This is a genomic window from Curtobacterium sp. MCLR17_043, assembly GCF_003224215.1.
Classification (GTDB): domain Bacteria; phylum Actinomycetota; class Actinomycetes; order Actinomycetales; family Microbacteriaceae; genus Curtobacterium; species Curtobacterium flaccumfaciens.
Genome location: NZ_QKLH01000028.1, coordinates 1 through 11,842, shown reverse-complemented (window position 1 = coordinate 11,842; position 11,842 = coordinate 1). Strand labels below are relative to the sequence as shown.

Genomic DNA, 11,842 nt, shown 5'->3' with positions numbered 1-11,842 from the left:
AGATGTGTATAAGAGACAGGGTCAGTGCGAAGCGAGCCCGATTCGAACAACTCGTATTCCGCGTCGTAGTAACGAGTCGTCCGTCCCCGGCTCGTCAGCCCGAGACGCAGACAGACTCGGCGCGACGCAGCGTTCTCGACATGGGCAACCGCAATGATCCGGTCGAGCCCGGACGCTGAAGCGTGCCGCAGCAGGAGCTGCGCCGCCTCGGTTGCGTGTCCGTGGCCCCACGCATCTGGATGGAAGTGCCAGCCAATCTCGACCTCGGCAGAAGGTTCACTCGTTCCCGAGAGCCTGATGTGTTGCAACATGACCGTGCCAACGGGAGTGCCCGTTGCAGTGGCTTCGACCGCCCAATACCCCAGCACCGGGCCGCTCCGTGCGCGGATACGACCGATCAAGGCGTGAGCCGCGTCGATGTTCTCCATGACTCGAGGGTCGTGCCCGAGGTAGCGCTGAACATCCCACTGTGAGTACAGGTCAAACACGAACTCAGCGTCATCGGCCGTCCAAGGACGCAAGAGAACACGGCTCCCGATCAAGTTCGTCACCCGCGAAGCGTACCCACTCGCTCATTGCTGGCCGTCTCGATAGCTGATCGGCTATCGAGACGCCGCCACCATGGCCATGGCTTCGCTTTCCAGCGCAAGAGTGCCAGCGTCACGATCGAGATTGTCGATCAGTAACGCGGCTGCGGTGCGTTCAGATCGGCTACCGAAGGAAGGGTCAATCGAGGCCATAGGTCGCTAACATGAGAGTGTTAGCACCCAACGCGTGCTTCATGACCCAGTAGGAGCTCTCATGTCCGTTCAGAAGCCCACTTCGGTGCAGATCGCCGACCTCGCAGCAGAGATCGGTTACGCCGACATCGCCGCATCGCCCGGGGAGTACACCGCGATGATCTCCGGCATGGTCGGCGTACTCGACGCTCTCGATGCCATCCCGGAGCCGGATGTCCTCGCCGCCCGCGAAGCTGTCGCTTACACCGTCCCCACCGCTCAGGAGGACCCGCACCATGCCTGGGAGGTTCGGACCTCGATCCGGGGCGCCGACACGGGTCTGCTGGCGGGAGTCCGCCTTGGTGTGAAGGACAGCATCTTGGTCGCCGGCGTCCCGATGCGGAATGGGTCGAAAGAGCTCGAGACGTTCGTTCCGGGCGAGGACGCCACCATCGTCACCAGGGCCCTTGCTGCTGGCGCCGAGGTCATCGGCAAGACCACCAACGAGTACTTCTGCATGTCCGGCGGCAGCCACACTGCTGCGACGGGTGTCGTGCACAATCCGCACCGCATGGGGTTCTCGGCCGGGGGTTCCTCGAGCGGTAGCGCTGTCGCACTCGTCACGGGGGATGCGGACATGACCTTCGGTGCTGACCAGGCCGGTTCGATTCGGATGCCTGCCTCCTGGTCCGGGGTGGTGGGTCTGAAGCCCACCTACGGCCTCGTGCCGTACACCGGGATCGCCACCCTCGACGGCTTCTTCGACCACGTCGGCCCGATGACCCGCACCGTCGCCGACAATGCCCGGCTCCTCACCGTCATCGCAGGCTCCGATGGCCTCGACTTCCGGCAGCGTGACATCGTCGTTGGCGATTACCTGAGCCGGATCGACGAGGGTGTCGAGGGCCTGAAGATTGGCGTCCTCGCCGAGGGTTTCAAAACGGAGAACGCCGAACCCGAAGTCGACACGACGGTCCGCGACACCGTCGAGGCCCTCCGCCTGCAGGGTGCGATCGTCGAAGACGTCTCCATTCCCCTGCATTTGCTCGGGGGTGCCTTGTGGACCGCGATCGCGATCGAGGGCATGGCCGAGACGGTGTTGCGCAATCAGGGCCTCGGCTTCGGCCGCCCGGATTACTACCCGGTCGACATGATGCAGCACCTGTTCGACCACAAGATCGATGCAGACGCGCACCCCGCCAACGTCCGCCTCTTCACTCTCGTCGGCAAGTACGTCGACCAGCAGGCTGGCCGGCTGCACTACGCCAAGGCCGTCAACCGCACCCGCACCCTTCGTGCTGCCTACGACGCAGCGCTTGCGCGGTTCGACGTGCTGGTCACCCCGACCACGCCGCAGACCGCCCGCCCGCTCCCCGATCCCGCCCACGGCGCCGGCGCAGCGATCGGCGCATCGATCGAGATGTCGGCGAACACGACCCCGTTCAACATCACGCACCATCCCGCGATCAGCGTCCCGTGCGGGGTGGTCGACGGGCTCCCCGTCGGCATTCAGCTGATCGGGAAGCACTTCGACGAAGCAACCCTGTTCCGGGTCGGACAGGCGATCGAGAACCGCTGACCCTGCTGGGCCGATGAGATCATGGGTTCCAGCCCGGATCTCACCGGCTCTGCTGTTGCCCGCGACGAAAGGCGAGCGTTGACTCGTTCCGAGGAGATGCGCATCCGCATCCTCGACACTGCGCACGACCTGCTGAACGCCGAAGGCCGCGACGCCGTCACGACGCGTGCCATCACGTCCGCCCTCCACATCCAGGCGCCGACGATCTACCGGATCTTCGGCGACAAGCAGGGCCTCCTCGACCAGGTCGCCCTCCACGGCTTCTCCGCGCACCTCGCAACCTGGACGGGTTGGACGGCGGGAGCTGACCCGATCGAGTCGCTCCGCCAAGGCTGGGAGATGCACATCGACTGGGGCCTGATGCACCCGCAGGTGTACTCGATCGCGTACGGCGAACCCCGCGATGGCACGTCATCCCCAGCGGCGAACGCCATCGACGCGATCCTCCGCACGCAGATCGAGCAAGCCGCAGGAGACGGGCTCCTGGCGATTCCCGTCGCCGACGCCGTCACCATGCTCCGCGCCACCGGGGTGGGAGTCGTGTTCACACTCCTGGCAACACCCGAGGACTCCCGCGACATGTCACTTTCCATCCGAGCTCGCGAAGCGACACTCGCCGCGATCCTCGCACAGCCCGCGCGCGGCGGAGATCGGGACGGCACCGCGATGCGGCTCAAGCAGCAGCTCGAGGACACGACGGCGTTGACGTCGAACGAGCGCGCCCTCTTCGGCGACTGGCTCGACCGCCTCGCGAAGTAGGCAGCAAGCGCTCATACGGCTGCTGCCTCCGGGTGGCGGCTCCCCGCCGGTCAGCTCAGGACGATTCCGCGAACCGGGCTGCCGTGGACCGGAACGCTTCGGAAGCGTCGGTGAGAGCAGCATCTACGTCGACGTGGAGTTCGCGAGCCGTCGCTGCGAGGTCCGCTTCCGACAGGATCGCTTCTCCGATGCCATCGGTGACCGCCTGCATCACGGTCGTGAGGGCACTGGCATGGACACGCGCGACGAGAGCCGGAACAGCAGGATCCGTCTGCTGGATCGCCGCGGCGATCGCTTCGGCTTGATCGTTGCGGAACGCCAGGGCGTACCGGCGGAGTGAGGCGCTGATCACCGACTGCGCCGGGAACTCACCTCTCGCGAAGACGGCATCCCGAGCGGCGAAGTGATCGATGTCGTCGTGCACCTGCGCCCGAAGGGCCTCGGCCGGGGTGGTGCTCCGGTCACGGTCAGCCACTGCGCGGCGTGACCGTTCAAGCATGTCGTCAGCACGGTCGAGCACGAGGTCCGGCTTCGCGGGGAAGTAGTTGTACAGGGTCTGCTGAGCCACACCGGCCGCCCGGGCGACATCCACCATCGCGACAGCATCGTAACCACGGTCGGTGAAGAGCTGCGCTGCAACATCGGCCAATCGCTGACGCATCGCGCGCTTCTTCTGCTCCCGGAGGCCCACCACTTGCGTCACACCGCGATCCTCCCACAGAACATGGAGTAACTCCACGTTCAATGCTAGGCTCCGAAAGTAGAGTTACTCCACGTCTGAGCCCGGCGATTCGCCAGGGAGGAACACATCATGAGCACGGAACCCATGCAGCAGCCCGCTCGGGTCCTCATCTCGGGGGCGAGCTTCGCCGGGATGACCACGGCGATCTGGTTGCGGCGACTCGGCTACGAGGTCACGATCGTTGAGCAGGCATCCGGACTCCGCCGGGGCGGCACCCCGGTCGACCTCCGGCGCGACGCGATGGAAATCTTCGACCGCTTGGGCATCCTGTCGGCCGTGCGCGCGAAAGCACTGCCACCTCGGACCACGGTCATCGCTTACCTCGACGGCACTCCCGTTTTGAGCGCGGCGCCGGATCCGTCGGATCAGAGCATCGTCGTCGACCAGTACGAGATCCACCGCTTCGACGACGTCGAGGTCCACCGCGACGACCTCCTCGACATCCTCTACGCCCAGATCGAGGGCGCTGTCGAGATCGTGTTCGGCGACTCGATCACCACGCTCACCGAGACGAACAACGGGATCCGGGCGGTGTTCCGTTCCGGCGCGGACCGGGAGTTCGCGATGGTGCTCGGCTGCGACGGCAACCACTCCACGGTGCGGCGACTGTGGTTCGGTCCGGAATCGGACTACAGCCACTTCCTGCACCACTACACGTCCGTCACGGTCGTGCCGGACATGTTCATCGAGCCGTGGACATCGCGTATCCAGAACGCTCCCGGCCGCACGCTGCTGCTGAACTCCTACGCGGGCACCACCGACGTGGTGTTCCTGTTCCGGTCGGAGGATGAGATCGCGTACGACCACCACGATCTCGAGGCGCAGAAGCAGATCATCCGGAACGCGTTCGACGACGCCGGGAAGCCGTTCTCGGACGTCCTCGACCAGGCCCTGAGCGCGGACAACTTCTACTTCGACAAGCTCAGCCAGAACCGGCTGCCGGCATGGTCAGCCGGCCGGGTCGCGCTCGTCGGGGATGCCGCATACTGCCCCTCGCCCGCGGCCGGCATGGGTGGGTCCGTCGCCATCCTCGGTGCGACCGCCCTCTACGACGCGTTCGTCACCGCCGACGGGGACATGGCGGCCGCGTTCGCCGAGTACGAGCGCAGTTTCCGCCCCACTGCGGAGCGGATCCAGTCCGAGACCGAGGAGTTCGGGCTGCCGATGATCGCACCGGACACCGAGGAGGAGATCGCAGCCCGGAACGCGCAGCTCCTCGCGATGTGAGGTCGCTCCACATCGAACAGCGGGAGGGCTCCGCCCGGTGGCCGACTGGCAGCCGGGCGGTCTCCTCGTCTCCGCGGGGAGTCAGGCGAGGACGGGTGCTGCGGTGGCTTCCTCGACGCCGGTGGCGGCGAGGGCAGCCATGAGTTCGGTGACGGCCTGGGAGTCCTCGTTGGCGTCGATGGCGGTGACCTTGCCCCAGCGGAGGGCGACGATGTGGACGCCGTGCTGGTGGTACGGGGAGCCGTCGGGGAAGGTGGCGGTCCCGGTCCAGCGGATGATGACGGTGGTGTTCCAGGGCCAGCCCTGGACCCACATGTCGGTGATCGTGAGGTGCAGGCTCGGAACGAGGCGTCCGAGCCGGTCGAGCCACTTTCCGAGAGCGTCGCGGGTGTGGCGCTGGCCGCCGAGGGCGTGGTCGCCGCCGAAGCGGTGGCTGATGTCCGGGGTGCAGGAGGCGAGCAGCTCGGCGTGGCCCTTGGTGTTGATGAGCTCGAAGTTCTTCGCGGCGAGCCGCTTCACGAGTGCGTGGTACATGGTGGCGTCCTGTCCGGGATTGCTGGTCGTGGTGGTCGGATGGTGGAGACTCAGGCGAGGGCGGCTGCGCGGAGGAGGGTCGGGAGCACCGGGACGCCGAACACGGCGCCGAACTGTCCGACGGACCCGATGGAGAGCACGGAGCCGACGGAGCCGATCGAGAACAGCGAGCCGAACGAGAACGCGGACCCGACGGAGAACGCCGACGCGAACGATGTGGCACTGAACGCGGACCCGAACGAGGCGGCGGATGCTGCGGACCCGGCACTGGCGGCGGAGGCGATGGACTCGCGGGACGCGGCGGAGACGATCGAGCGGATGCTGCCGCGGGAAGCGATCGAGCGGGAGTTCGCGATGGTGGTCATGATCAAGCCCTTCGGATTGGTTGACGCTGTCAAGTAGGTCCAGCATGCCCCGGTTGCTTGACAGTGTCAACCAACTCGACCAAACTCGTCGACATGACCTCCGGAACTGCTCCTGCTGCTGCCCGCGATCGACTCGTTGCGGCGGCTCGAGCCGAACTCGTCGAGCGGGGTCTGGCGGGCGTGAGCCTCCGCGGCATCGCTCGCCGCGCAGAGGTGTCGCATGCGGCGCCGAAGTACTTCTTCGGAGATCGGGCCGGCCTGCTGACAGCGATCGCGACCGAGGGGTTCACGGAGTTGACCGAGCGGCTGCGGGCGGTCGAACGTGAAGGAGGTCCGGACCTCGGCGGACTGGGGCGCGCGTACGTGCACTTCGGACTTGAGCACCCGGCGCTGTTCGCCCTGATGTTCAGCCCGGAGGAACTCCACCCGGATGACCCGGATCTACGACGCGCCCAGGCGAAGAGCATCGGTGTCCTCGCCTCCGCGACCACCACGATCGACATCGGAGGTGACCAGCCCGACGGCGTACCGCCGCTCATGGCGCTGGTGAGCTGGGCGTTCGCCCACGGACTCGTCGCCCTCGTCCGCGACGGAGCACTCCAGAACCTCGTCGGCAGCCGGGACGCCGCGACCCTCGCCGACGAGCTCGTCAGCAGCTTCGACCGCTCCGTCCGGTAGCCCATCGGCTATCGAGAACACATGGCCCCCCGGCGACGCGGCGGAGGGGCCTGAGCTGCCGCAGCCGGGAATTCCTTCCCTTAAATCTGAGTGAGCGTCTTGTCTCTTCTGTCAAGGTGGAACGATGATCGATGTTGAGGGGCGCTTCGAGTGAGGTTCGGCGATCGAGCGGGTGTCGGGGAGTGGCTCGACTCTGTTGCGCAAGTGCTCCCGCTTCCGCATCGAACGGAACTGCCCTACACCGTAGGCGATGCGGTCACTGAGTACGGGAACTGGGCGCGGTCCACCCCGCCGCGCGACTGGGGGAAGGACAGTTCGCGAAAGACGCGAAGCTCCCTCCAGGCAGAGCTGCGGGCACAGATGGACGGTCTAGGTCCACGACTGACCAAACGGTTCGCGACTGTGGTCGAGCACTTGGTCGCGGCGACCTCGCAAGCAGACGTCTCACGAGTAGCGGACGCATTCGCCGAGTCCTGGTCGGTCGACGCGACTGTGTCGGAAGCATTTGCCGATCTGTGCGAGGCCGCACAGCAGCCGCAGGTGACAACTCGGAGGCTCCGCAAGCTCGCCGACGTCATTGCTTCGCGTATCGGACCCGCAGCCCGCGGAGGAATCTCCGTCCTCAGTAGCGCTGCCGAGGCGCTCATCGGCTCCGAGGAGGATGTCGCACGGAGCCAGCGCGACCCACTCCCGGCGCCGTTCAGTGAATCCGACAGGGTCGAGATGGCAAAAGCGACGCTTCTCGCCGAACTGCGCGGGCACGTTGTGGTCTGGCTCGTGTATTCGCGGGCGATCTCGGAGTTTCGCCTCGTAGCGGGGCCCATCACCTTTCTCGCAGCTGACTGGGCCCTCCAGGTCGCCTTCGGCGATGGCCCGAATGACTTCGTCGAGCGCGCTGAGCTTCGGTCTATGAAGCGCGACGTGTTCTGGCTGAAGAGCGCCGAAGAGGCCACGCAGGATGCCAAGAACCGACTCGCGCTCGTCCGAGTCGATCTCGGTGAGCGCCCGGTTGCGGGTTCTATCGAGGACGCGCGCAGAAGAGTCGAGGCGCTGCTGAGTATCGCTGTTGAAGCGGGCGGTGTCTCTTGGCGAGACGCGGGAGCCAGCGCTGCTCTGGTCGACGGCGAAGTACGAATGTCATCCCCCTTCCTCCTACTCGACCGCCGCGTTGCTGGAGACGACACCTACGGCATGGCGGCCACATCCGACCTCATGAAGAACGTCGCCGCCCAGCTCAACGACGCGCTCAGTCGGCGATCGATGCCAGAGCAGCTCGTCGAGGCGCTTGCCGCGCTCCGCCAAGCTCGAATGACAGACCACCGCGACGTGTCGTTCTATGACGCGGAGGCGGTCCCACCACGAGTCGCCACTGCGTTGGAAGACCATGCAATGGAACAACTGGCGTCGACTTTGAACGTACATCCGCTGGAGCTTGCAAATGCGCTCCAGTCCCACGAAACGCTCGCGCTCGCGGACCGGCGCTTGGCGCAGGGCCTGACTGCACCGTTCGAGCGGCAGTGGGCCTCGGACGATCGCGTGGCTCATGACCGCATCGAACGAGAGGTCATCGAATACGCGCACGACGGCGCCACCGTCTCGATTCGGCGAGTTGTGGAGCGCGCCGAGGAAATACGTGCTCTTGAGATGAGCGCCCTGCAGCGTTCCGACTTCGAGCACGCGCTCGAAGTGTGTACCAACCCCGCTCGAGAACATGAAGTACTCACCAAGCTCTGGGACGAGACCACCGTGCTTCGTGCGCGGCATAGGCGTGTGCGCAACGCTGTGAACCACGGCCTTCCCCTCAGCGCCTCGATGCTGTACAGCGTGCGCGACTACGCCGAACGGACCTCAACGGCAGCGCTCCACATGGCGCTCAGCTGGTTCAAGTCCGACCGTGATGGCTCGACGCTCGTGACTGCCCAAACACAAGCATGGTCGGACCGTCAGACACGACTCGATGAGGGCGTGAGCTGGCTGGCCAACGAGAAGCGCACGGTTGATGCGGACGGGTGATGATTGACAGGAACGTGTCTTGACGAGGGGCAATCTCGTGGGTGCCGCACGACCCCCAACGACGCAGGCAAGCCCATAGATGAGCGCGATGACCAGCGCTTAGATGGGGCGAGTCAACGAAGCCGAACGCCGGCCCGTTAGCCGGTGGTTCACCGCTACACGACAGTTGTCGCCTTCGACAGCCTCCGTTGCCTACTGCCGCCTGACCGGGGGTATTGCCGTATGCCTGTCCCGCAAAAATGCCCGGTGAAGGGGCGCCAAACGCTTCACAGCGGCGACGTCGCTGGCAGCGACGGCGTCAGGGCTGGGAGAGGGGACCGGGCTCATCGCAAAGGCGTTGTAGTAGTTGCTCATGGGCTCCACGTTCTGCCCTCACGACGTGTGAGGGTCAAATCGGGGACTCTCGGACCAATTTGTTGGCTCGGTGCAACGAGCGGGCCGAGCGAAAGGGAGTGCATCCTTCCGAAGGACGGGCGAGACGCCGTCCTCACACGTGCCTGGTGCGCTGACCATCGGGCCTGATCGGCGCTCGTCACCGCGGTGCGCGCTCACCCACCGACCAGGCGCTCGACGGCGGCCAGGACGACGGCCGGGGGTTCGCCTGTCACGATCTCGGTCCTGACCCGATCCGCTGCGACGCGGAACGCCGGCTCGGTCAGGAGTCGCGACGCGGTGGTGCGGATGTCCTCCGCGGTCGCCGTCGCGGCGTCGAGGACGAGTCCGGCGCCCAGGGCCTCGACGCAGCCGCCGTTCGGCAGCTGGTCCGCACCGAGCGGCAGGACCAGCAGGGGCACCCCGTGCGCGAGCGCCCCGGTCACCGATCCGGACCCGCCGTGGTTCACCACGAGGTCCACGAGCCCGAGCACCGAGTCCTGCGGGACGTACTGCTCGACCCGGATCGCCGCCGGCCCGGCCGGCGCCGGGAAGGTCGTCGGGTCGACCCAGGGTCCGGTGGTCACGAGGATCCGCGCCGGCAGGGCCGCGAGCGCGTCGATGAGCCGAGCGAACAGGTCGCCGGACTTCGTGTTGAACTCGGTGCCGAGCGTGACGTAGACGCGCGGTCCGTCGTCGGCGGCGAACCACGCCGCGGCATCGGACGGGGGTGACGACCAGGTGTCCGGTCGCATCCGGATCACCGGACCACGCAGCTCGTGCCCGGATCGCATCGACGCCGGGAACGGGATGACGGTGAGCGAGCCGCCGAGCATGTGTTGCTGCGGGTCGGGCCCGAGTCCCGCGCGTCGGCGGAGCGCCTCGAGCGGCTCTCGCACCGCGTCGCGCCAGGTCCCGCCGGCCGAGGCGAAGGCCAGGACCACCACGCACGGCACCCCGGCTCGTTCGGCGGCGGTCATCGCGCCGAAGTCGAACTCCCCGCAGACCACGAGGTCAGCCGTCCACCGAGTGACCAGCCGTCCGACGTCGACGACGGCCCCGGCGGCCGCGTCCCCCAGGAACACCTGGGGGACGCGCGTGAGCACCGTGCTCGGGTCGATGGGGGTCAAGGTGCCGGTGCCCGGCCTGCTCGCCGGCAGCTCCACGTCGCGCGGCTGCCGGTGCGAGAACCCGGTCTGTTCGAGGACGGCCTCGCGTGCTCCGCTCAGTGCGGTCCGGTGTCCGGCAGCGCTGGCCGCGCGGGCGAGCGGCAGCATCGGCGCGAGGTGTCCCCGCCCCCGTGGGAACGAGAACACGATGCGCAGGGGTTCCGGAGCCCCGGAGTCGGGCCGGCCGTTCGCAGCAGACACCACAGGGCTCCGATCGTCGCGCGGGCTGTCCGCCCGCTTCATCAGACAACCGTATGGCGAACGACGGTCGCGCTCCATGAACCCTTGGTCAGCCTCGCGGGGCGCTCACACGCCGACCGTCATCACTTGCCCGCGGCCTCGTTGTACGACTCGATCTGCTTGCCGGCCTGCTGCTCCGCATCCGTCATGGTCGACTCGACGTCGGCACCCTCGACGATCCGGTTGAAGGCGCCGATGACGGTGGCGCGCACCGTCGGGAACGCGCCGGTGATGCAGCCGGCAGCGGCGACGCTCGTGGGGTCGTCGGCGAGCTGCTGGTACATCGTGGCGATGTTCGGGTCGGACAGGGAGCGCTTGCCCACAGTGGTGTCCTGGGCGTCGGTGTTCATCGCGACGTAGCCGGTCGCCTTCGCCCACTCGGCCTGCACGTCCGGCGTCTGGAGCCACTTGGCGAACGTGTACGACGCCTGCTGCTCGGCGGACGAGTGGCCCTTGCCGGAGATCCACAGCGCGTTGCCGCCGATGACCTGCCCGGCGTCGTCGGAGTCCGACGTGGCGGGGAACCGGGCGACGACGGACTTCGAGCCGTCCGGGTCGACCGTCGTGTACGCGCCGGACGAGGTCAGCAGCATGCCCACCTTGTTGCTCGAGAACGCCGAGTTCTGCACGGTCGAGTCGGTGCCGGGGTTCAGGGCGGCGCCGTCCTGGTAGAGCTTCTGCAGCGTGGTCATGAACTGCACCTGCGTGTCCGAGGTGAGCGAGACGCCGGTCACCGGTTTGCCGTTCCGCCCGTTGTCCGGCGTGCAGAAGGGCTGGCCGCCCGAGGCGCTGAGCTCCTCGAGCATCCACGAGTCACCCATGTTCATGCTCATGCCGTAGCCACCGGTCGCGGCGTGGATCTTCTCGGCCCAGGTCGCGACCTGGGCCAGCGTCTTCGGCGGCTTCGCGGCGTCGAGGCCGGCCTTCGCGACGAGTGCCTTGTTCAGGTAGAGCACCGGCATCGAGACCGAGAACGGCATCGCGGCGAGCGACTTGCCGTCGCTGTAGTAGGTCGCGGCGGCCGGTGCGATCGTGTCGGTGCCGGAGGTCGAGCCGCTCACCGTCGAGGGGGACACCGTCTGGCCGGAGTCGATCATGAAGCCGGTCGACACGTCGTTCATCATGAGCAGATCGGGCGTCGAACCGGACTGCACCGCCGCCGTGTACTTCGTCTGGACGGCCGCGTAGTCGCCCTGGAACGACGACTTCACGGTGATGTGCTGGTCGTTCTCCTTGTTGAAGCGGGCGACGAGCGCGTCGAGCTCGGTCGCGGGCGGCCCGGACATGGCGTGCCAGAAGTCGACGGTGACGGGGCCGGAGCTGTCCGATGCGGAGCTCGACGTGGAGCACCCGGTCAGGGCGAGGACCGCGACGGCCCCGGTGGCGAGTGCGGTGAGGGCGGTGGAACGACGTGCGGGCATGGTGCGTCCTTCGGGTGTGGGGCG

At 67.1% G+C, this 11,842-nt stretch carries 11 protein-coding genes; 5 read left to right on the top strand and 6 right to left on the bottom strand.

Annotated elements, in window-relative coordinates:
* Positions 1-551, bottom strand: a 551-nt coding sequence (locus DEJ03_RS17605) for a GNAT family N-acetyltransferase (protein WP_110865653.1), incomplete at its 3' end; no start/stop codon positions are given.
* A gap of 250 nt (positions 552-801) precedes the next feature.
* On the opposite strand from DEJ03_RS17605, the gene DEJ03_RS17600 reads away from it, so the two are divergent.
* Positions 802-2,298 (top strand): amidase, encoded by a 1,497-nt coding sequence (locus DEJ03_RS17600; RefSeq protein WP_110865652.1) that lies wholly within the window; start codon positions 802-804, stop codon positions 2,296-2,298.
* Positions 2,299-2,376: 78 nt separating this feature from the next.
* Positions 2,377-3,057 (top strand): TetR/AcrR family transcriptional regulator, encoded by a 681-nt coding sequence (locus tag DEJ03_RS17595; protein WP_181422778.1) that lies wholly within the window; start codon positions 2,377-2,379, stop codon positions 3,055-3,057.
* A gap of 55 nt (positions 3,058-3,112) precedes the next feature.
* Here the strand turns inward: DEJ03_RS17595 and DEJ03_RS17590 are convergent, their stop codons facing one another.
* On the bottom strand, positions 3,113-3,796 hold the full coding sequence (locus DEJ03_RS17590) for a TetR/AcrR family transcriptional regulator (RefSeq protein ID WP_181422777.1): 684 nt from the start codon (positions 3,794-3,796) through the stop codon (positions 3,113-3,115).
* A gap of 72 nt (positions 3,797-3,868) precedes the next feature.
* Between DEJ03_RS17590 and DEJ03_RS17585 the strand changes: the two genes are divergently transcribed.
* On the top strand, positions 3,869-5,026 hold the full coding sequence (locus DEJ03_RS17585) for an FAD-dependent monooxygenase (RefSeq protein ID WP_110865649.1): 1,158 nt from the start codon (positions 3,869-3,871) through the stop codon (positions 5,024-5,026).
* Positions 5,027-5,107: 81 nt separating this feature from the next.
* Here DEJ03_RS17585 and DEJ03_RS17580 read toward each other — a convergent pair whose 3' ends face one another.
* Positions 5,108-5,560, bottom strand: a complete 453-nt coding sequence (locus tag DEJ03_RS17580; RefSeq protein ID WP_110865648.1) for a nuclear transport factor 2 family protein — start codon at positions 5,558-5,560, stop codon at positions 5,108-5,110.
* A gap of 50 nt (positions 5,561-5,610) precedes the next feature.
* A complete protein-coding gene (locus tag DEJ03_RS18145; RefSeq protein WP_220034164.1) occupies positions 5,611-5,925 on the bottom strand; it encodes a hypothetical protein in 315 nt (104 codons plus the stop codon).
* 93 nt (positions 5,926-6,018) lie between these two features.
* Between DEJ03_RS18145 and DEJ03_RS17570 the strand changes: the two genes are divergently transcribed.
* Both DEJ03_RS17570 and DEJ03_RS17565 read left to right on the top strand, forming a co-directional pair.
* Positions 6,019-6,603, top strand: a complete 585-nt coding sequence (locus DEJ03_RS17570; RefSeq protein ID WP_110865647.1) for a TetR/AcrR family transcriptional regulator — start codon at positions 6,019-6,021, stop codon at positions 6,601-6,603.
* 402 nt (positions 6,604-7,005) lie between these two features.
* Positions 7,006-8,616: a hypothetical protein gene (locus DEJ03_RS17565; RefSeq protein WP_110865646.1), complete on the top strand. Its 1,611-nt coding sequence runs from the start codon at positions 7,006-7,008 to the stop codon at positions 8,614-8,616.
* A 548-nt stretch (positions 8,617-9,164) separates the two neighbouring features.
* Here DEJ03_RS17565 and DEJ03_RS17560 read toward each other — a convergent pair.
* On the bottom strand, positions 9,165-10,358 hold the full coding sequence (locus tag DEJ03_RS17560; RefSeq protein WP_258370927.1) for a glycosyltransferase: 1,194 nt from the start codon (positions 10,356-10,358) through the stop codon (positions 9,165-9,167).
* Between the two features lie 122 nt (positions 10,359-10,480).
* Positions 10,481-11,818, bottom strand: a complete 1,338-nt coding sequence (locus tag DEJ03_RS17555) for an ABC transporter substrate-binding protein (RefSeq protein WP_110865644.1) — start codon at positions 11,816-11,818, stop codon at positions 10,481-10,483.
* Between the last annotated feature and the right edge of the window lie 24 nt (positions 11,819-11,842).